Below are 21,167 nucleotides of genomic sequence, written 5' to 3' on the forward strand. Positions count from 1 at the left end.
CGTTCTACACAACAATTCCCTTAAGAAAACCGTATGCAGAAGGTATCTCTTACATCTTCCAGTACTATACCAGTTCTTTTTGCACTACATCTGCGATTTGAGACACAAATTGTTCAAGTTCGTCTTTATCTGGTCCTTCCGCCATAACACGGATCAGGGATTCAGTACCTGAAGCACGAACGAGTACACGTCCATTATCGCCGAGTTGTTGTTCTACTGTAGCAATAGCCTGCTCGATTGCAGCATTGCCCTCGTATTTGCTCTTATCTTCAACACGCACATTCACCAATACTTGTGGGTACTGGGTCATTAGCGCTTTTAGTTCACTCAGTTTTTTACCGGAAGCCTTGAGTGTATCCACGAGTTGAATCGCAGTCAGCATACCGTCTCCAGTTGTATTGTAATCCAGGAAAATAACATGGCCAGACTGCTCTCCGCCCAAGTTGTAACCGCCGCGACGCATTTCCTCCATCACATAACGGTCACCTACTGCCGTTTTAGCTGTTTTCAGTGCAAGTTTCTCCGTTGCTTTGTAGAATCCGATGTTACTCATAACGGTCGATACAACAGTACTGTCCTTCAACTTGCCTGCACGATTCATTGCATCACCGCAGATACACAGAATGAAGTCTCCATCCACCTCAGCGCCTGTCTCATCAATAGCAATCAGACGATCCGCATCCCCGTCAAAAGCAAGACCCAGATCCGCTTTATGTTTAAGCACTTCTTGTTTCAGGTTCTCTGGATGAGTTGAACCACATTGCTCATTGATATTCAGGCCGTTAGGCTCAGCGCCAATGGCAATGACTTCTGCACCAAGTTCACTGAACAATTTCGGTGCCAGCTCATAAGCTGCTCCGTTTGCACAGTCCAGAACAATTTTAAGTCCAGAGAACGATTCATTTACAGTTGTTTTCAGGAAATCAAGGTAACGATAACGGGATTCTTCATCTGTCGTTACAGTACCCAGACCGCCACCAACTGGCCGTGGCAATTGATCTGTCTCCGCATCCATCAGTTCTTCAATCCGGTTCTCTGTTTCATCAGACAGCTTGAAGCCATCTCCACCAAAGAACTTGATTCCGTTATCCTCAACCGGATTGTGGGAAGCGGAGATCATCACGCCCGCGTCAGCTTTCAACAAACGTGCAATATACGCCACTCCCGGAGTGGATACAACGCCCAGACGGATCACATCAGCGCCAATGGACAACAGGCCTGCAACCAGTGCGGATTCCAACATCAATCCCGAGATACGAGTATCCATGCCGATAACCACTTTTGGTCTTTCTACACCACCTGCAAGCACGTAACCACCACAACGTCCAATGCTGTAAGCCAGCTCTGCCGTTAACTCTTTATTGGCAACCCCTCTTACACCGTCTGTACCAAAATATTTCCCCATGATTTAACTCCTTCTATTCGCATCATATACGAGCACTATTATTATTTTTTGAGAATTTTAAAATTAGAACGTTTACGGATTTGAGCCACTTTTACTGCTACTACCACTGTTATTATTATTTAAATTACCTCGATTGGTTGTGCTCCCCTGTTGACTCTGATCCTGAGTATCCGTATTCGATTCCGTTTCTTCTTCATCAGGAACAGGCTCCGTTTCCCCGTTTTCGACCTCGGCTGGTGAAGGGTCAGGTGCTACCGTTCCCTCGTCAGTCGGATCTTCGCTAGGCGTAGTTGTGGTGTCTTCAGCCTTTTCGCTAATTTTGACCGTTGCACTCAGAGCATTAGATGATTCATCCAGTTTGGCATAACGGGGCAGGTCGGCTTCAAGCTTAATTTCATGCGTTCCGACCGCAAGTCCAGCAAGATCCCCCGTCAACGTGAGATCATCACTACTCAGACCCTCAAGCATACTTGCCGAGCCTGTAAGCGTAAGGTTCAGACCGCCACTTTTAGGCGTAATGAGTGTACCTTCGAGCCCATTCCCCGCACCGGTAAGTGTGATGGGGACGTTCGGAAAGACTTTGGTTGTCTCATCTGCCTCGTCAAATGGGGATATGCTTACTTTGATCTGAATCGAACTAGGCTCGATTTTCTCAAAACCGGAAGGCGGCGTCAAGTCCACGTTAACTGTCGATGTACCCGACTGATCAAACTGTGTTAGATCAAGGGTTACTTGGTCGTAGGCCTGTATACCCGCAAGCGCATCCTCTGATCCATAAACCGAGACTTCTTTCACGCTTGGCTCTACCGTGGAGAGGGCCAGGCCTTCCGGAAGCTGTCCCGAATATTTGATTCTTAAGGGTACAGATGTATAGGGCTGATTGACCGGAACCCGGACTTCAACCGTTTGAGGCGTTATAATCGCATTTTCAAGGACCTTGCCTTCAGCATCGTATGCCTGGAGTTTCACTTTTTTCTGTATGACATCTTCCTTCGCATCTTTCACGCTCACACTGCCCTGGATCTTCGCTACAGCCTCGAGTTGCCCTTCGGGCAGAGTTACCTTAACCGGCGTCGAAGGTTCAATTACGGGCGTTCCAGCGCTGTATCCGGCGGATGGTTCCCCTTCGGGTACAATATTCACATTGAAGGATTTGGTGCCCAATTTTTCTACATTCACCGTAACCATGGAAGGTTCCATACTGACCACTTCTACACCGGAAGGCAGATCAGGTACGAGTGGCAGTGTATTGGATCCATCTTTCACCTGACTCAGATCGACCAGTACCTTGTAATCATCATTCGTAAAAATCGATGTCAACATCGAGCGCTGTCCTTTGATCTCCAGCCGGACCTCATCCGTACTTAATGAAGTAAGCACATAGCTGTTGCTGTCTAATCCATAAGGTTGAACAGGCACCGTACGTTCCACAACCTTGTTGGTTGTCCCTGTTGTAATCGTAGGGGTGGTTGGTACCTCATCCAGATGAATCATGAACCAGAGCAGCAGGCTCACCGCAAGTGCAAGTATTTTGGCAAAGTTATTATTGTTAAACCACTTATCCATTGTTACGTCCTCCCTTCCGTTTCCAGAAGGTTGTCCAGCCATTCTTTTTCAGATTGGATGTAGGGCGCAACTCCTCATACAGTTTGGCAATCAGCGATTCTTCCTTAATGTCACGAACGACCTGTCCATTCATTGCAAGTGACACTTGTCCTGTCTCCTCGGAGACAACCAAACAGATCGCATCTGCAACTTCGGTAATCCCGATTGCTGCACGATGACGTGTTCCCAATTCCTTACTGATAAAAGGATTCTCTGATAATGGCAAATAACAAGCTGCCGCCGAAATCTGTTTTCCCTGTATAATAACGGCTCCATCATGGAGCGGTGTATTTGGAATAAAGATGTTAATCATCAGCTCCGAGCTGACCAGAGATTGCATCTTAATGCCCGATTCCGTGTAATCGTTCAGACCCGTTTCACGTTCAAACACGACCAAAGCGCCAATTTTACGCCGTGACAAATAATTAACAGACTTAATAATCTCACCAATTAACACGGTTAATTCTTCATCACTCGCTGCCGCTGAACGTCCAAACAGCTTACCGCGTCCCAATTGCTCCAGACCACGACGCAGTTCCGGCTGAAAGATAATGAACACCGCAACGACACCAAACGTAAACATCTGGTTCATTAACCACTTGAGCGTATATAGGTTTAGCCACGTACTTAATGCCCAGATCAGCACAAGGAACAGAATCCCTTTCAGGAGCTGAACCGCACGTGTCCCCCGCACAAGCAAAATCAGTTTGTACATAATATAGGTAACGATCAATATATCGATAACGTCCTTAATGGACTCTGTCCACGTTAAGTCAGCAAAATAATTCATAAGCCAGCCCCCGCTATCCCCATTGATGAGTAAACCCTGATCTCATATTAACCCATTAGGATTTTATATAATCCTTTGTCTCCGCATTTTTGCATCATTTGATTTGTGCAAAATGCTTATCTATATGTAGTAGTATGTTCTCTTTAGTATCTAGGTTATAACGTTAACGTTCAGGTTGCAAGTTACGGCAGTCTCAAACTGCACATAAACATCACATTTACCATGAATTACAAAGTTTGCGTATAAAAAAAGAGTACCCCATGCAATCTGGAGGTACCCTACTTGGTATATACCATTGAAGATTTTACCCTGTTCTAGCGATAAGCCACTTCATTTACCATATTGGTTATTTTGTACCAGAACCAGTCCAGCGCCTGATCAATACTTTTCACCTGACCTGAAATATGCGCCGTTGAAGCCTGAAACAGTTGTCCGTCGATAACCGTCAGATTGCCGTTCACATCACCATATACTTGTGCGGTTCCATTTTCTATCGTAAGATCGCCAGCAATTGACTTACCTTCAGGAACAATAACCGTGTTACCCTGAATCACGATCTGGTCCAAATTATTTCCCTTAACAACCATCTCGTTATTCTGATTCCAGAAATTCAAGGCGCTAAAGAGCATCACGACCAAAAAGAAGGCTGCCGCCGTCAGCGCGGGATGTCCTTTGACCCATTTGAGCCATGCTTGCTGTCTCTTGGGCTGGGGCAGAGCATTCATAATTCGATTGGTCAGCTCATCAGAGGCAGACGGTGAATAGTGTTTCATGGCAAAGAGTAACATTTCCGTCTGTTCCAACTCTTTAAAGCGCATGCGACAATCCGGACAGATCACAAGGTGACTTTTCAGTTCAACCTTCTGGGCCGGGGACAACGACTCATCCAAACATTCATGCATTAAAGAGACGGCCGATTTGCAATCCATATGAGAGCCAATCCTTTCTTAAATCACTTAGTCCATGTGCCATTAAAAAGCACGCATAAGACTTGCATACATTACATACGCATCCGTTTCGGATATGTTTCAAATAATTTCGCCCATATTTAAAAGCGTTTAACATTTATAACTTGTACTCCAATTTTTTACGTAGAAAATCACGGCCCCGATGAACGCGTGTCTTGATCGTTGTTACGGGCATACCTGTCACGTCACTGATTTCCTGTAGCGACAAGTCCTGTAAATATCTCAGAATCATAACGGACTTATACTTGGCTGGCAAACTGTCAATGGCCTCACGAATGAGTGTCTGCGTTTCTGACAGGAGTGCTTCACTCTCCGGTGTACGATCATCACTCGGGAGCATCGCATAACCATCAGATCCTTCCTGATCATTCAGTTCAGCATCCAAAGAGTATGAAGGTTTCTTTCTGCGCAGTCGGTCAATACACAGATTCGTTGCGATCCGGTAGATCCAGGTTGAGAACTTCTGGTTCGGATCGTACTTCTCCATATTACGAAACACACGCAAAAACGTCTCCTGCACAACGTCTTCAGCTTCATGACGATTGTTCAGCATCCGGTATGCCAAATGAAATAGCTTGTCCTTATATAGTTCAACGATTTCTGCGAAGGCTCTCTGGTCGCCCTTGAGCACCAGTTTCACAAGCCTGTTCTCCAAATTGTCCACCCTTATTCCCCCAGACATGCTGATGGGTCTTCCGTCTTCTGATACCCGTCCACACTTGTAATTCACCAATCAAATCGTAAATCAACTTTGGTCAAAAATCAAGACTGTATGACAAATATCCGCCAAAAACAGTAAAAACGGGAACTCCCGCAGGAGTCCCGTTTCATCTCTCACTCTGTAGAGCAGAGAATGGAGCTTTTATTCAACAAAGTAATAGGTACTTTGTTACATATGATTATTCAAATGAAGCAGTTCAATTGAAGCAGTTCAATCATCAACCTGTGTTACGCAGTCCTGCAGCGATGCCGTTAATTGTCAGCAACACTTCTCTGAGCAGTTCCGTATCATCCTCACCACGTTCACGCATATCTCTGAGCTCGCTCAGAAGTTGAACTTGCATGTAGGACAACGGATCTACATAAGGGTTACGAAGACGAATGGATTCTTGAATAACCGGTACATCATCCAAAATTTCAGCTTCTCCGGTAATTTTCAGAATCAGCTCTTTTGTGAGCTTGAATTCGGCTTCAATCTGACCGTATATGCGATCACGGGCTTCCTTGTTCGAAGTCATTGCTGAATATTCTTTGGCAATCACCAGATCTGCCTTGGCTACGGCCATCTGTACCGTATCAATTAATGTACGGAAGAATGGGAAGCTTGCATACATTTCTTTCAGGACAACCAGATTTTCCTCTTTACCCTGATAGTAACTTTGCAATCCTGTTCCTGCCGCATACCATGCCGGAAGCAGATAACGACTTTGAGTCCATGCAAATACCCAAGGAATTGCTCTCAGATCTTCGAACTTGTCGCTACCTTTCCGCTTGGACGGACGTGAACCAATATTCAGTTCACCCACCTCTGGAAGCGGTGTGGATTCCTTGAAGAAGGTAAAGAAGTCCGGATCACGGAAAATCAGATCCTGATATTTAGTCAGAGATACTTCCGAAATCTCTTTGATGATGCTGTCCCAATGACGTTCGGATGCTGATTCTTGCGGCTCAAGACCATTCAGTGCTGCTGTGATTAGAGCCGAAGTTGCCTGTTCCAAACTGCGGTATGCAATCCCCTGTAGAGAATAACGGGAAGAAATAACCTCTCCCTGCTCCGTAATCTTGATGCCCCCACCAATGGTATGCGGTGGTTGAGCAAGAATACTGCGGTTAAGCGGCATGCCGCCACGTCCAAGAGCCCCACCACGTCCATGGAAGAACTTCAGCTTAACGCCGTGTTCATTCCCTACAGCCGTAATAGCATTCATCGCTACACGCAGTTCCCAGTTGGCAGTAACCACGCCGCCATCCTTGTTACTGTCTGAATAACCAAGCATGATTTCATGCAGTTCATTCCGTCCTTTTACGCTTGCGCGGTATACAGGAAGGTTGAACAGCTTCTGCATAATGTCCGAAGCCGCATGTAGATCATCAATCGTTTCAAACAGTGGTACCGCTTGAAGTGTAGATACAACGTCACCGTTGTGACCTTTGGTGAATAAGCCCACTTCCTTGGCAAATACCATAACCTCCAGCAAGTCACTTGCGCCCTGCGTCATACTGATCAGGTAACTTGTGATACAGCCGGACCCAAATTCGTTCTGGGCACGCTTAATGGTACGGAAGACATCCAGACACTCTTTGGTTCCCTCCGTGTATTGGTGATAAGGAGAAGTAAGAGGACGCGGATCATCCAGCAAACGAGCAAGCAGATCGATTTTACCGTCTTCAGATAGACGCGCATAATCCTCTACAATGTTCATTTTCGCCAAAATCTCCGACATCGCATTTTCATGTTCCTGACTGTGCTGACGCACATCCAATGCTGCGGTATGGAAACCAAACAACTCGACTTGACGAATCATTTTGCGAATAGTTGTATCCGCTACGTAATCGGCAAAATGATGGCGCAGACTTCGATCAATAATCATCAGATCATCAATCAAATCCTGAGCGCTATGATAACGGTCAGCCTGACCTAATTTGTTCTCGTCCAGTACATTGTTCAGTTTGGCAATCATATAAGCCAATTTGATGCGGTATGGCTCTTTTTCATTTCGCCAGATGTCCACTTTTTTCAATGTAACAGAATTACGGTCCTGCTCAATCGACTGCACCAGCTCATCCGATACGTGAATGATGTTCGTGCTGAAGCTGAGATGGCCCATAAGTTCAATCATAATCCGTTGGTATTCACGCAAAGCGAGCTTGCGTTGCATCAACAGTGTCTGCCATGTTACATCTGAAGTTACCGAAGGATTTCCATCCCGGTCTCCACCGATCCAGGAACCGAACCGCAAATACGTCGGCACATGCCAGTCATGGTCAGGATAAAATTTGTTCAGGCAGCGTTCCAGCTCCTGATATACATCCGGAAGTACGTGGAACAACGTTTCATGAAAGTAATACATTCCGTTCCGTACTTCATCAAGTACAGTCGGTTTACGGTCACGAAGCTCATCAGTCTGCCATAGTGTAATGACTTCGTTCAGCAACTTCTCCCGCAACTGTTCACGTTCACGCAACGTCAGCGTAGGATTATCAAGTGACATGACGTCTTCGGATATCCGCTTGTGGATGTCCAGAATAACCCGGCGCATGGCTTCGGTTGGGTGAGCTGTCATAACGAGTTCCAGTGACAAATCATCAAGAATCTCTTCCACCTCTGTATGAGACAGTCCACGTTCCTTAAGATCCTGTACTGCTTTCTCAATCGATCCTGGCTGCACAGCGTCCCCTGCAGAACGTTCATAATCCCGTTTACGCCGGATCCGATGGTTTTGTTCAGCAATATTAACTAATTGAAAATAAATAGCGAAAGCCCGAATAACCTGGTGACGATTGTCCGAGTCTAATTCCTGGATCATCGTTTTGAACTCTGCATAGAGTTCTGGCAGAAATTCTGCACGCAACGATTTGCTCGTTTCCCGAATCTTCTCAACGATATCTAGAAGCTCCGTGCCGCCTTGATGGACAAGAACTTCTCCGAGTATATTGCCCAGGAACCGCACGTCTCGCCGAAGCAGGTTGTTGGATTGGCTTTTGCTGGCGGTTACCATAGTTTCAGTCATGCTTATCCTCCCATCTGATCGTTCCATTCGTACACGTAAATTTGACACCTTCATAACATCATACAATAAAATGGTACGAAAATCTTTATTTTTCTACTAGAAAAAATGGGGATTATCCCCGATTTACAGCACAAAAACACGCTTTTTTATTCATTTCCTTGTTCTGCTTCAATTAATGGTCATATGCTGTCGCATGAAACCTTTTTCACGTACTTTAGATAAATCAAATGTCTCATACCTATGCTTAAAAATTTATAAATATACAGTTACTTTAGATATGATCCATCGTACCTGATCGTAAGGTTAAACCGTATAATTTTATTATTTGAGAACAGATGATATACAAAGAAACATGACCGGCAAAGCAAGCTTTTGTATACTTTACCACAGTGATGTAATAAATTAAAGATAAAATTAAAAATTCCTTCCCACTAGAGGTCTGCTTATTAGGGGACTTTCTTATGTATGTTCCTAAGCTACTGTAATTGTAGGGATATCTTAACAGACCATTTCTACATAATGTTCTTAGCTTTTTGGGCAGATTAATCTATAGCTCTTACTAAAAAGGAGGAACTTAAATGATGAAGAAGGGTACAACAATTATTGCTTCCGTGCTTCTGGTGGCCGCGATGGCAGGCCCTGCTGCTGCTGATGGTCAAATGTCCAAAGGTGTGGATACCAACACCAACGGTTCACGTGTTCGCTCTTATCAGGACACCAACTACATGGACCGCACAAACACTAATTCCAACATGAATATGAATATGGATGGAAACTACCGCAACAATGGTGACTATCGTACCAACAATGTTCGGGCGAACGCCACTACAAACGACCGTGACAACGGTATGGATTGGGGCTGGCTTGGTTTGTTGGGACTGCTTGGATTAGCTGGCATGCGTAAAAGAGTGACGGACCACAATGAACGTTAAAGTGTGCGCTCTTCACTATACAATATAGCTGCTACGTCTTAGAGGCAGCTCATCCACAGAGATAAACAGAAGAGCCAAGACCTCCCTATTTGGATAGTAAAGGGGTCTTGGCTCTTTTTTTAATAAACCTGTACTTGTACCTTACATAAAATAACTGCTAATTCTTACGTTAACAAAAGTAAAAAAGCCTCTGCATCTGCAAAGGCTCTTTCGTTATATCCTATAAGCGGGTGATGGGAATCGAACCCACGCTATTAGCTTGGAAGGCTAAAGTTCTACCATTGAACTACACCCGCATAAACAAAAAAATCGGGATGACACGATTTGAACATGCGACCCCCTGGTCCCAAACCAGGTGCTCTACCAAGCTGAGCTACATCCCGATACTAAAAAAATAATGGCGCGCCCTGAGAGATTCGAACTCCCGGCCTTTTGATTCGTAGTCAAACGCTCTATCCAGCTGAGCTAAGGGCGCAAAATATTGGAGCGGAAGACGGGAATCGAACCCGCGACCCTCGCCTTGGCAAGGCGATGCTCTACCGCTGAGCCACTTCCGCAAAATAAAGGATGCGCGTGGAGGGACTTGAACCCCCACGTCAAAGACGCTAGATCCTAAGTCTAGTGCGTCTGCCAATTCCGCCACACGCGCATATGATGGTGAGTCATGAAGGGCTCGAACCTTCGACACCCTGATTAAAAGTCAGGTGCTCTACCAACTGAGCTAATGACTCATACTAAAATGGCTGGGGATATAGGATTTGAACCTATGCATGACGGAGTCAAAGTCCGTTGCCTTACCGCTTGGCTAATCCCCAATAAAAATATGGTGGAGGCTGAGGGGATCGAACCCCCGACCCTCTGCTTGTAAGGCAGATGCTCTCCCAGCTGAGCTAAGCCTCCAACTATATGACCCGTAGGGGATTCGAACCCCTGTTACCTCCGTGAAAGGGAGGTGTCTTAACCCCTTGACCAACGGGCCCCATTTCCAAAGCTCTCAACCGGGATCGAACCGGTGACCTCATCCTTACCATGGATGCACTCTACCTACTGAGCTATGAGAGCAAATGGCTCCCCGAACAGGGCTCGAACCTGTGACAACTCGATTAACAGTCGAGTGCTCTACCAACTGAGCTATCAGGGAATAATATGCATTTGCAGGGCAAATGCAATTCATCGTACAACGTCCACATGCAGAGCCTGTTTTCTATGTATGATGAAAGAGTTCGCTTGGCGGCGTCCTACTCTCCCAGGACCCTGCGGTCCAAGTACCATCGGCGCTAGAGGGCTTAACGGTCGTGTTCGGGATGGGTACGTGTGGAACCCCTCCGCCATCGCCACCAAACGCGTAGCTTACATTTCAGAGTTGTTCTCTGAAAACTAGATTCGAAACGAAACATGCGATTTAGAACTTGCTATTGGATAAGCCCTCGACCGATTAGTACTGGTCAGCTCCATGCATTGCTGCACTTCCACCCCCAGCCTATCTACCTCGTCGTCTTCAAGGGGTCTTACATACTGGGAAATCTCATCTTGAGGGGGGCTTCACGCTTAGATGCTTTCAGCGTTTATCCCGTCCGTACATAGCTACCCAGCGGTGCTCCTGGCGGAACAACTGGTACACCAGCGGTACGTCCATCCCGGTCCTCTCGTACTAAGGACAGCTCCTCTCAAATTTCCTACGCCCACGACAGATAGGGACCGAACTGTCTCACGACGTTCTGAACCCAGCTCGCGTACCGCTTTAATGGGCGAACAGCCCAACCCTTGGGACCTACTTCAGCCCCAGGATGCGATGAGCCGACATCGAGGTGCCAAACCTCCCCGTCGATGTGGACTCTTGGGGGAGATAAGCCTGTTATCCCCAGGGTAGCTTTTATCCGTTGAGCGATGGCCCTTCCATGCGGTACCACCGGATCACTAAGCCCGACTTTCGTCCCTGCTCGACTTGTAGGTCTCGCAGTCAAGCTCCCTTATGCCTTTGCACTCTTCGAATGATTTCCAACCATTCTGAGGGAACCTTTGGGCGCCTCCGTTACTCTTTAGGAGGCGACCGCCCCAGTCAAACTGCCCACCTGACACTGTCCCCGCACCGGATTACGGTACCAGGTTAGAACCTAGATACGATCAGGGTGGTATCCCAACGTTGCCTCCACACAAGCTGGCGCTCATGCTTCAAAGGCTCCCACCTATCCTGTACAGATCGTACCCAAATTCAATATCAAGCTGCAGTAAAGCTCCATGGGGTCTTTCCGTCTTGTCGCGGGTAACCTGCATCTTCACAGGTATTAAAATTTCACCGGATCTCTCGTTGAGACAGCGCCCAAGTCGTTACGCCATTCGTGCGGGTCAGAATTTACCTGACAAGGAATTTCGCTACCTTAGGACCGTTATAGTTACGGCCGCCGTTTACTGGGGCTTCGGTTCACAGCTTCGGGATTACTCCCTAACCACTCCCCTTAACCTTCCAGCACCGGGCAGGCGTCAGCCCGTATACTTCGCCTTACGGCTTCGCACAGACCTGTGTTTTTGCTAAACAGTCGCTTGGGCCTTTTCACTGCGGCCCCCTCGTGCTATTCACACTACCGGGGCACCCCTTCTCCCGAAGTTACGGGGTCATTTTGCCGAGTTCCTTAACGAGAGTTCTTCCGCGCGCCTTAGAATACTCTTCTCGCCTACCTGTGTCGGTTTGCGGTACGGGCACCATCACCTGGCTAGAGGCTTTTCTTGGCAGTGTGAGATCATGACCTTCGCTACTATAATTTTCGCTCCCCATCACAGCTCAGCCTTACAATGTGCGGATTTGCCTACACATCAGCCTTACTGCTTAGACGGACATCCATCAGTCCGCGTCACTACCCTACTGCGTCCCCCCATTGCTCATAACGGCTTACGGTGGTACAGGAATTTCGACCTGTTGTCCTTCGACTACGCCTTTCGGCCTCGCCTTAGGTCCCGACTTACCCTGAGCGGACGAGCCTTCCTCAGGAACCCTTAGGCTTTCGGCGGATCAGATTCTCACTGATCTTTTCGTTACTCATACCGGCATTCTCACTTGTATAATGTCCAGCGCTCCTTACGGTACACCTTCAACCCTTATACAACGCTCCCCTACCCCTGATGCAAAGCATCAAGCCATAGCTTCGGTGGTGTGTTTAGCCCCGTTACATTTTCGGCGCAGAGTCACTCGACCAGTGAGCTATTACGCACTCTTTCAATGGTGGCTGCTTCTAAGCCAACATCCTGGTTGTCTGTGCAACTCCACATCCTTTCCCACTTAACACACACTTGGGGACCTTAGCTGATGGTCTGGGCTGTTTCCCTTTTGACAATGGATCTTAGCACTCACTGTCTGACTCCCGGAAGTAAGTCTATGGCATTCGGAGTTTGACTGAGCTTGGTAACCCTTGCGGGCCCCGCACCCAATCAGTGCTCTACCTCCACGACTCTGTTTTCCGAGGCTAGCCCTAAAGCTATTTCGGGGAGAACCAGCTATCTCCGAGTTCGATTGGAATTTCTCCGCTACCCCCACCTCATCCCCGCATTTTTCAACATGCGTGGGTTCGGGCCTCCAGTGCGTGTTACCGCACCTTCACCCTGGACAGGGGTAGATCACCCGGTTTCGGGTCTACGTCCACGTACTACATCGCCCTATTCAGACTCGCTTTCGCTGCGGCTCCGGCTCTTCACCTTAACCTTGCACGGGAACGTAACTCGCCGGTTCATTCTACAAAAGGCACGCCATCACCCCTAAAACGGGCTCTGACTTTTTGTAAGCACACGGTTTCAGGTTCTATTTCACTCCCCTTCCGGGGTGCTTTTCACCTTTCCCTCACGGTACTGCTTCACTATCGGTCGCTAGGAAGTATTTAGCCTTGGCAGATGGTCCTGCCGGATTCATACGGGGTTTCACGTGCCCCGCACTACTCGGGATCCGTCTCGGAGGGAACAGACTTTCAACTACAGGGCTTTTACCTTCTTTGGCGGGCCTTTCCAGACCTCTTCGCTTAACCGGTTCCTTTGTAACTCCATGTGAGACGTCCCACAACCCCAAAGAGCAAGCTCTCTGGTTTGGGCTTCTCCGCGTTCGCTCGCCGCTACTGACGGAATCACTATTGTTTTCTCTTCCTCAGGGTACTTAGATGTTTCAGTTCCCCTGGTATGCCTCTACATAACCTATGTATTCAGTTATGAGTAACTGGAAATTACCCCAGCTGGGTTTCCCCATTCGGACACCCCCGGATCAAAGCTTGCTTACAGCTCCCCGAGGCAGTTTCGTTGTTCGCCACGTCCTTCATCGGCTCCTAGCGCCTAGGCATCCTCCGTGTGCTCTTAGTAGCTTAACCATTTTGTTCCGGTTTCGGTCGCTCGCTTCCCTTGTTTTGCTTGCGCAAAGCCAAAAGTCGCTCTCACCCGATACCATCACAAAAGCAATTTAACTACCTTTATACACTTGACTTGTTTGCACAAGTTCAGCTAAAAAGGAATGTTCTAATTCGCGTTTGTTTCGTTTCGATATCTAGTTTTCAAAGAACAAGCTTATAAAACATTTTTTTGGTGGAGCCAAGCGGGATCGAACCGCTGACCTCCTGCTTGCAAGGCAGGCGCTCTCCCAGCTGAGCTATGGCCCCATATAAAGTTTAAAGGTATAGATGGTGGGCCCTGGTGGACTCGAACCACCGGCCTCACCCTTATCAGAGGTGCGCTCTAACCAACTGAGCTAAGGGCCCACATTACATATACTATTTGAACCCAAAATGGGTTACGCTTGGCGGCGTTCTACTCTCCCAGGACCCTGCGGTCCAAGTACCATTGACGCTGAAGGGCTTAACGGTCGTGTTCGGGATGGGAACGTGTGGAACCCCTTCGCTATCGCCACCAAACGTTTGAGAGTTTGAGCTCTCAAAACTGAGCAACGAGTGAGTAACTAGCCGACCTGGCTAGATTTTGCAGCTAAGCTGCATATTTGAATGTTTCCACTCGGGAAACGATTCTCCATAGAAAGGAGGTGATCCAGCCGCACCTTCCGATACGGCTACCTTGTTACGACTTCACCCCAATCATCTATCCCACCTTCGGCGGCTGGCTCCTTGCGGTTACCCCACCGACTTCGGGTGTTATAAACTCTCGTGGTGTGACGGGCGGTGTGTACAAGACCCGGGAACGTATTCACCGCGGCATGCTGATCCGCGATTACTAGCAATTCCGACTTCATGCAGGCGAGTTGCAGCCTGCAATCCGAACTGAGACCGGCTTTGTTGGGATTGGCTCCATCTCGCGATTTCGCAGCCCGTTGTACCGGCCATTGTAGTACGTGTGTAGCCCAGGTCATAAGGGGCATGATGATTTGACGTCATCCCCACCTTCCTCCGGTTTGTCACCGGCAGTCTATCTAGAGTGCCCACCCGAAGTGCTGGCAACTAAATATAAGGGTTGCGCTCGTTGCGGGACTTAACCCAACATCTCACGACACGAGCTGACGACAACCATGCACCACCTGTCTCCTCTGTCCCGAAGGAAAGGTACATCTCTGTACCGGTCAGAGGGATGTCAAGACCTGGTAAGGTTCTTCGCGTTGCTTCGAATTAAACCACATACTCCACTGCTTGTGCGGGTCCCCGTCAATTCCTTTGAGTTTCAGTCTTGCGACCGTACTCCCCAGGCGGAGTGCTTAATGTGTTAACTTCGGCACCAAGGGTATCGAAACCCCTAACACCTAGCACTCATCGTTTACGGCGTGGACTACCAGGGTATCTAATCCTGTTTGCTCCCCACGCTTTCGCGCCTCAGCGTCAGTTACAGCCCAGAGAGTCGCCTTCGCCACTGGTGTTCCTCCACATATCTACGCATTTCACCGCTACACGTGGAATTCCACTCTCCTCTTCTGCACTCAAGTCACCCAGTTTCCAGTGCGATCCGGGGTTGAGCCCCGGGATTAAACACCAGACTTAAATGACCGCCTGCGCGCGCTTTACGCCCAATAATTCCGGACAACGCTTGCCCCCTACGTATTACCGCGGCTGCTGGCACGTAGTTAGCCGGGGCTTTCTTCTCAGGTACCGTCACCTTGAGAGCAGTTACTCTCCCAAGCGTTCTTCCCTGGCAACAGAGCTTTACGATCCGAAAACCTTCATCACTCACGCGGCATTGCTCCGTCAGGCTTTCGCCCATTGCGGAAGATTCCCTACTGCTGCCTCCCGTAGGAGTCTGGGCCGTGTCTCAGTCCCAGTGTGGCCGATCACCCTCTCAGGTCGGCTACGCATCGTCGCCTTGGTGAGCCGTTACCTCACCAACTAGCTAATGCGCCGCAGGCCCATCCCCAAGTGACAGATTGCTCCGTCTTTCCAGTTTCCTTCAGGCGAAGAAAACAATTATTCGGTATTAGCTACCGTTTCCGGTAGTTGTCCCAAACTTGAGGGCAGGTTGCCTACGTGTTACTCACCCGTCCGCCGCTAACCATCAGAGAAGCAAGCTTCTCTTCAAGTCCGCTCGACTTGCATGTATTAGGCATGCCGCCAGCGTTCGTCCTGAGCCAGGATCAAACTCTCCAATAAAGTATTGAAAAGAGCGATAAGCTCATTTTGAATCTGACGAGATTAAAAATCTCATTTGTGCTCCAGTCGATTCAAGCCAAGGCTTGTCTCAAACTTTCGCGTCCATTCTGCAAGCAGAATGTTACTCACTCGTTGTTCAGTTTTCAAAGATCAAACATTCAATTTAGTGCTCATTTTCATGTTGTCGTCGTTTCAGCGGCGACTTTTATAATATATCATGTTGAAGTTCTCTTTGCAAGCATTATTTTTTCAATTCTTTTCAATCGCTTTATTTTTATGCTTGTTTCGGTGAACCGCTCCTAAAAAAGGAACGAAAATTAATTTACCATATGAAATTAGAAAGGTCAACCCTTTTTCGACAAAAAAGTATGCCCCCCCCCCCACAATTTCGCATTTTCATGGTTTAGAGGTACAGCACCCGCTATTGAAAGCCGCACCTCACTTCCACTACTGTAAATCGAATATATGACCAGCTTCAGCATTACGGCTTCGACTTTTTCAGTTTTCCACCTCTTGCATACTTGGACAACTCTTTTGGCGGGGCAAAGCGTGCATACATGCGGAACACGGTCTTATATCGGCTCGCGATAGCATATTTGATCTCTTGGTCAAGACGAGTATCACTCAGATCGAACAGCATTTCATCTAATTCTTTACGTAGCACATAGTCTAATTCCTTGCATTCCTTATCGTTAAACAACATACCCAGCATTAGAGTTCTCCTTTTTGTGCATAGCCTCTTTATCACACTTACAGAAGTTTCATGCAACACCCGTGCATTCGCTTTTTGTGGTTGCTGCTGGAACCCGTTTTATTGTTATGGTCAACTTTCTGGAAATTTATGAATGCCAACCATCACAAAATTTTATCCTCTCACCAGAGTATACGTAAGTGTGCTTTCGATGATCGCTGCAACAAGAAGCAAGATGACAACCCAGAAGGATGCCGTTAACGTCCTATTCATGAATGCTCTCCACCGGTTACCCATCATATTTCGCTTGTCACTTCCAAGTTGTGCAAGGCTTTGGATAACCAGACCACCAAACTTCAGTCCGAAGGCGCAAGCAATAATAATGACCGGAATCTCAATAATGCCATGCGGAAGTAAACCTTTAACCACAATATCATAGAAGCTTGCTCCATAATTCATCGTGGTGTGCACCACAAATCCAAGGACCATCCCATTGATCAGCAGGAAGATGACAGGCAGAATTCCGAAGAATATACCGGCATAGATGACAAGTACACTTTTGATGGCATTATTGAAGAAGATAAACAGGAAGAAGTTCCATTGCACATTGCCCCCCTGCTCCAGCCGTTCACTGACTTCACGTAATCCTCCGATTTGGTTCAACAACAGTTCTTCCAGTGGTCCTGTACTCACCCACCCTGCCCCTATTCCCAAAGCAAACAAAACTACGGACCAGATTAATGCACTGCGGATGGAACCAAGATCTCTAAGAAATGTATTGAATTTTAACATAATAACCTCCTGTAGAATCTAAAATGATGGACAAACAAGGTTCGTGTTACGAATAACTGGGGAGTACGAGCATACATTGGAGAGTAAACAAGCATTTCTTATGGGAGAGGGGCGCTTATTGAAATGAACTCGTTCTATGTATTTAGCGGCAAAAAGATTAAACGGTACCTGATTGTCTTCGTTGCTGCCATCTTTGCGATCGGTATTATTTATCTGGAGCGTGGCAATGTCTCCGTATTCTCGGAGGAAGCACCATCGGCCGTGTACAGCGTTCCAACCGATAAGAAGGTAATTGCACTTACCTTTGACATCAGCTGGGGAGATAAACGGACAGAGCCGATTCTGAAAGTTCTTCAGGAGAATAAAGTTCAGAAGGCAACCTTTTTCCTTTCGTCCCCCTGGAGCAAGACACACCCCGAAATTGTTACTGCCATCAAAGAGGCAGGATATGAAATTGGCAGCCATGGCCACAGACATGAGAACTACAGCAGCCTGACCGAGGAAGAAATTCGCAAAGAAATTTCGACAGCTCATAGCATTTTAACCGATTTAACGGGAAAAGAACCGAAATTAATACGTCTGCCCAACGGGGACTTTGACAAGCGAGTGCTTCAGGTAGCCAATAGTCTGAATTATCAGGTTGTGCAGTGGGATACCGACTCGTTGGATTGGAAAAATCCTGGTGTACAGACCATTGTTGATCGTGTAGTAAGCAAAGCACATCCAGGGGACATCGTACTGCTACATGCTAGCGATTCCTCTAAACAAACTCATGAAGCACTCCCTGTCATTATCGACAAATTAAAAAATCAGGGCTATGAATTCGTAACCGTGTCTGAGTTGCTTAACCATTCCAGTGTGGAAGGTAAGGAAGTTCGCGATCAAGCTAGCGGTCAATAATTGGTAGATTGCTTGGGCTACAGCTCGAATACGAGTGTAAAAGTTGAAAAGAGCTAACCAGGTTAGCTCTTTTTGGTATGTTTTTATGCAAAATAAATTTTATGCTCGGCTTTCTTTGAACTGTTCTGCCTCTCCACTTACACTCCGGTTCGTAGATACATCCACCAGCCTGTGCAATATCAGCATTTGGTATGCATTACATAAGAGCAAGGGAACCACAATAAATATGGTTGCAGCATTCACATCAATACGTAATACGCCGATCGTCTCCACTATGGTGACGGCAATCATGAAAAATAGTGTTGGTACAAGCGCGGAGATATGAGTGAGCTTTACTTTAACGTAAGCGGTAACAATAGCGGCTGCCAAAATAATGATACCTAACACAATATCCGATATGCGCTCCCGGTCTCCCCCAACAAACAGGCGTAAAAACATCACGTCAAGCAGGGCCAACACCGTTAGTACAATCTGCACGATCTGCCAACCGCGCTTTGGAAATACACCTTTACCCATATAATTCAATATCAGATATGCAAAGAAACCCATTTGTGAATAAACGCTGATCATAACCCCTGATCCAAATAGGATCAAAAGATACAGAAGAAAATCATTCAATCCATTTGTTTTCTCCCCGTTCACCAGCATCATAATCAATCCTGTACCCAATGCTCCCGCGGCCCCAATAAGCAAGGCTGTCCAAAACAGGAAAAACCATCTACGTAAATTCAAAAGTTTTCCACCCCCGAGTGTTTATTTTACCAACCTTCTCAGCAAAAAACCATCATTGCTCAACATATTTCCCCCTTTCCCATCACATACTACATCCAGTATCTAATCAAGGAGGGATTGTACACATGAAACGGCCTTTGTGGCAGCTATGCTGTGTCGTACTGGGGCTATCCGTCATGCTTGCCGGCTGCGGTTCAGATCAGAGTTCTTCGCCTCCTCAGGGCAGTTATAAAGAGATGAAAACAATGGTTGTAGATATTTTGAAAAGTGACGAAGGCAAGAAAGCGGTGGAGGAAGCTCTTACCGGTCAAAGCTCATCCAGCGGTGAAGGCGGAGGTTCAGAAGAAGGTGGCGGCGGATCGGGTGGTGGTTCGGGAACCATTGGTATGAAAATGTTAATGCCTGTGCAATCTTCGGAACAAATACGTATTGCAGTAAAAGACACCATCACAGCTCCCGAGTACCAGAAAGAATTCGAGAAGATCATGACAGATCCACAGTTTGCCGGGGAATTCGCCAAAGTGATTAACGCTCAAAGCAAACAACTTCATATGCAGTTGATTAAAGATCCCACATATCAAAAATCTGTTGGAGACATCATGAAGTCACCTGAAGTATCCAAGATGTTCATGGATATGACCAAGACTCCGGATTATCGTAAACAGACGATGACTGTCATGCAGGAAGTGATGCAAAACCCGTTGTTCCGCATGGAAGTACTCACTTTACTCAAGAAGGTAGTACAGGAAGAATTGCAACCCAAAGTGGAAAGTGGCGGAAAACAGGGGCAAGAGCAAGGTGGACAAGAAGGGCAAGGGCAAGAGGGTAGTGATGGCGGAGATGGTGGAAGTGGAGATTCTGGCAGCGGTGGAGGTTCATAAACAGTAGATGTTGGTATATTACAGAAACTGAAAAGCCTGCATCCGAATGGACGCAGGCTTTATTTGTATTTATAACACTCATACCATTAGAATTTGGATTCAATGGACTTAGCCACTTCATCGTAGATAGCCCCTATACGGGAATCTGCTTTGTACACAGAAGGTGAGAAATCAGGCTCGGAAGGATGATTATCCGGTGTGCCTAATGGAATCTGGGCAAGCAAGCTTGTATGCAGACTTTCCGCAAGTCTTCCCCCGCCTCCACGACCAAAAACATAATCCTTCTCTCCGCAACTGCCGCACTCATAATAAGCCATATTCTCCACCACACCAAGTAACTCATGATCGGTCTGAATGGCCATCGCACCCGCACGTGCTGCGACAAAAGCTGCTGTTGCATGCGGCGTGGTAACGATGATTTCCTTGCTCTGTGGCAACATCTGATGCACATCCAAAGCAACATCTCCCGTACCTGGTGGCAAATCCAGTAATATATAATCCAATTCGCCCCACTGGACATCCGTAAAGAATTGACGCAGCATCCGACCTAGCATGGGTCCACGCCAGATTACCGGATTATTCTCCCGAATAAAGAAGCCCATCGACATGACTTTGACGCCAAAACGTTCAACCGGTTGAATAACGCCATCTTCAACGACCGGATACTCTTCAATCCCCATCATGTCGGGTACACTGAAGCCATAGATATCCGCATCAATTAAGCCCACTTTTTTGCCTTGACGTGCCAAAGCTGCAGCGAGATTAACGGTTACCGTTGATTTACCAACGCCACCTTTACCACTGGCCACAGCAATAAAACGAACACCTGATTCAGGACTTAACAATTCATGTCCATCCAGACCCGCTGCGTGACCTTTTACGAGCACTTCGTCCCGATCTGGCTCATCATCGGGTTGTCCCATATTCAGGCTCTCACGATCATGCTCAGAAGCTGCACGCACACGAATATGCACATCCTTCAGTCCGTGCTGGGACAACAGATTACGCGCTGCATCACTCAAGGCTGTTGTATCCTCAGGTCGATTTTCCAGTGTCACTATGGTCAGAGCCACATGATTTTCTTTCACCATAATATCTCGAACCCATTCCAGTTCAGTCAGACTTACTCCCAATTGTGGTTCTTGTAATGGCTGTAATAGTTCAAGTATCTGTTCTTTTGATAACATCA

Annotated in this window: 13 protein-coding genes, 13 tRNA genes and 4 rRNA genes; 3 read left to right on the plus strand and 27 right to left on the minus strand. The window is 47.2% G+C overall.

The genetic code is table 11. From position 1 onward, the window contains the following. Positions 1 to 64: 64 nt before the first annotated feature. From glmM to ppc, 6 genes are all read right to left on the minus strand, one after another. Positions 65 to 1,405, minus strand: a complete 1,341-nt coding sequence (gene glmM / locus MKY92_RS26635; protein ID WP_017692121.1) for a phosphoglucosamine mutase — start codon at positions 1,403 to 1,405, stop codon at positions 65 to 67. Between the two features lie 72 nt (positions 1,406 to 1,477). Then, complete coding sequence (locus MKY92_RS26640; protein WP_339298230.1) at positions 1,478 to 2,971, minus strand: CdaR family protein; 1,494 nt, start codon at positions 2,969 to 2,971, stop codon at positions 1,478 to 1,480. Next, positions 2,964 to 3,800 (minus strand): diadenylate cyclase CdaA, encoded by an 837-nt coding sequence (gene cdaA / locus MKY92_RS26645; protein ID WP_047841664.1) that lies wholly within the window; start codon positions 3,798 to 3,800, stop codon positions 2,964 to 2,966. Before cdaA ends, MKY92_RS26640 begins: the two co-directional genes overlap by 8 nt. 314 nt (positions 3,801 to 4,114) lie before the next feature. Further along, positions 4,115 to 4,729: a zf-HC2 domain-containing protein gene (locus MKY92_RS26650; protein WP_339298231.1), complete on the minus strand. Its 615-nt coding sequence runs from the start codon at positions 4,727 to 4,729 to the stop codon at positions 4,115 to 4,117. A gap of 136 nt (positions 4,730 to 4,865) precedes the next feature. Next, on the minus strand, positions 4,866 to 5,432 hold the full coding sequence (sigW, locus tag MKY92_RS26655; protein ID WP_017692117.1) for an RNA polymerase sigma factor SigW: 567 nt from the start codon (positions 5,430 to 5,432) through the stop codon (positions 4,866 to 4,868). Between the two features lie 274 nt (positions 5,433 to 5,706). Next, the gene (gene ppc / locus MKY92_RS26660) at positions 5,707 to 8,499 is read right to left on the minus strand and encodes a phosphoenolpyruvate carboxylase (protein ID WP_339298232.1); all 2,793 of its coding nucleotides are present in this window, start codon (positions 8,497 to 8,499) and stop codon (positions 5,707 to 5,709) included. A gap of 578 nt (positions 8,500 to 9,077) precedes the next feature. On the opposite strand from ppc, the gene MKY92_RS26665 reads away from it, so the two are divergent. Further along, the gene (locus tag MKY92_RS26665) at positions 9,078 to 9,431 is read left to right on the plus strand and encodes a WGxxGxxG family protein (protein WP_339298233.1); all 354 of its coding nucleotides are present in this window, start codon (positions 9,078 to 9,080) and stop codon (positions 9,429 to 9,431) included. A gap of 225 nt (positions 9,432 to 9,656) precedes the next feature. Here the strand turns inward: MKY92_RS26665 and MKY92_RS26670 are convergent. The 19 genes from MKY92_RS26670 to MKY92_RS26760 all read right to left on the minus strand — a co-directional run bounded on the left by MKY92_RS26670 (position 9,657) and on the right by MKY92_RS26760 (position 17,465). After that, a tRNA-Gly gene (locus MKY92_RS26670) sits at positions 9,657 to 9,727 on the minus strand. A 13-nt stretch (positions 9,728 to 9,740) separates the two neighbouring features. Beyond that, a tRNA-Pro gene (locus MKY92_RS26675) sits at positions 9,741 to 9,814 on the minus strand. Positions 9,815 to 9,829: 15 nt separating this feature from the next. Further along, positions 9,830 to 9,906 (minus strand) — tRNA-Arg (locus MKY92_RS26680). A gap of 7 nt (positions 9,907 to 9,913) precedes the next feature. Next, positions 9,914 to 9,988, minus strand: a tRNA-Gly gene (locus tag MKY92_RS26685). Between the two features lie 11 nt (positions 9,989 to 9,999). Next, positions 10,000 to 10,080 (minus strand) — tRNA-Leu (locus MKY92_RS26690). 6 nt (positions 10,081 to 10,086) lie between these two features. Continuing rightward, positions 10,087 to 10,162: transfer RNA gene (locus MKY92_RS26695), tRNA-Lys, on the minus strand. 9 nt (positions 10,163 to 10,171) lie between these two features. Next, positions 10,172 to 10,246: transfer RNA gene (locus MKY92_RS26700), tRNA-Gln, on the minus strand. A gap of 9 nt (positions 10,247 to 10,255) precedes the next feature. After that, a tRNA-Val gene (locus MKY92_RS26705) sits at positions 10,256 to 10,331 on the minus strand. A 7-nt stretch (positions 10,332 to 10,338) separates the two neighbouring features. Further along, a tRNA-Glu gene (locus tag MKY92_RS26710) sits at positions 10,339 to 10,410 on the minus strand. Positions 10,411 to 10,420: 10 nt separating this feature from the next. Next, a tRNA-Thr gene (locus MKY92_RS26715) sits at positions 10,421 to 10,493 on the minus strand. A 3-nt stretch (positions 10,494 to 10,496) separates the two neighbouring features. Continuing rightward, a tRNA-Asn gene (locus MKY92_RS26720) sits at positions 10,497 to 10,572 on the minus strand. A gap of 84 nt (positions 10,573 to 10,656) precedes the next feature. Continuing rightward, positions 10,657 to 10,773 (minus strand): 5S ribosomal RNA (gene rrf, locus MKY92_RS26725). 73 nt (positions 10,774 to 10,846) lie between these two features. Continuing rightward, positions 10,847 to 13,774 (minus strand): 23S ribosomal RNA (locus MKY92_RS26730). Positions 13,775 to 13,983: 209 nt separating this feature from the next. Beyond that, positions 13,984 to 14,059 (minus strand) — tRNA-Ala (locus tag MKY92_RS26735). 22 nt (positions 14,060 to 14,081) lie between these two features. Beyond that, positions 14,082 to 14,158: transfer RNA gene (locus MKY92_RS26740), tRNA-Ile, on the minus strand. Between the two features lie 36 nt (positions 14,159 to 14,194). Then, a 5S ribosomal RNA gene (rrf, locus tag MKY92_RS26745) occupies positions 14,195 to 14,311 on the minus strand. A gap of 118 nt (positions 14,312 to 14,429) precedes the next feature. Further along, positions 14,430 to 15,982: ribosomal RNA gene (locus MKY92_RS26750) — 16S ribosomal RNA — on the minus strand. The 16S, 23S and 5S rRNA genes sit together here with 13 tRNA genes alongside, the layout of an rRNA operon. A gap of 481 nt (positions 15,983 to 16,463) precedes the next feature. After that, positions 16,464 to 16,694 carry a hypothetical protein gene (locus tag MKY92_RS26755; protein ID WP_339298234.1) on the minus strand — a complete coding sequence of 77 codons (231 nt, stop codon included), beginning with the start codon at positions 16,692 to 16,694 and terminating at the stop codon, positions 16,464 to 16,466. 153 nt (positions 16,695 to 16,847) lie between these two features. Beyond that, positions 16,848 to 17,465 carry a stage II sporulation protein M gene (locus MKY92_RS26760; protein WP_339298235.1) on the minus strand — a complete coding sequence of 206 codons (618 nt, stop codon included), beginning with the start codon at positions 17,463 to 17,465 and terminating at the stop codon, positions 16,848 to 16,850. A 123-nt stretch (positions 17,466 to 17,588) separates the two neighbouring features. Between MKY92_RS26760 and pdaB the strand changes: the two genes are divergently transcribed. Continuing rightward, on the plus strand, positions 17,589 to 18,365 hold the full coding sequence (gene pdaB, locus MKY92_RS26765) for a polysaccharide deacetylase family sporulation protein PdaB (protein WP_339298236.1): 777 nt from the start codon (positions 17,589 to 17,591) through the stop codon (positions 18,363 to 18,365). 99 nt (positions 18,366 to 18,464) lie between these two features. Here the strand turns inward: pdaB and MKY92_RS26770 are convergent, their stop codons facing one another. Beyond that, the gene (locus MKY92_RS26770) at positions 18,465 to 19,097 is read right to left on the minus strand and encodes a KinB-signaling pathway activation protein (protein WP_339298237.1); all 633 of its coding nucleotides are present in this window, start codon (positions 19,095 to 19,097) and stop codon (positions 18,465 to 18,467) included. A gap of 125 nt (positions 19,098 to 19,222) precedes the next feature. Between MKY92_RS26770 and gerD the strand changes: the two genes are divergently transcribed. Beyond that, positions 19,223 to 19,978, plus strand: a complete 756-nt coding sequence (gene gerD / locus MKY92_RS26775; RefSeq protein ID WP_339298238.1) for a spore germination lipoprotein GerD — start codon at positions 19,223 to 19,225, stop codon at positions 19,976 to 19,978. 86 nt (positions 19,979 to 20,064) lie between these two features. Here gerD and MKY92_RS26780 read toward each other — a convergent pair whose 3' ends face one another. Continuing rightward, complete coding sequence (locus tag MKY92_RS26780) at positions 20,065 to 21,165, minus strand: Mrp/NBP35 family ATP-binding protein (protein WP_339298239.1); 1,101 nt, start codon at positions 21,163 to 21,165, stop codon at positions 20,065 to 20,067. Positions 21,166 to 21,167 lie beyond the last annotated feature (2 nt).

Source organism: Paenibacillus sp. FSL R5-0623, from assembly GCF_037974265.1.
In the GTDB taxonomy this organism is placed as follows: domain Bacteria; phylum Bacillota; class Bacilli; order Paenibacillales; family Paenibacillaceae; genus Paenibacillus.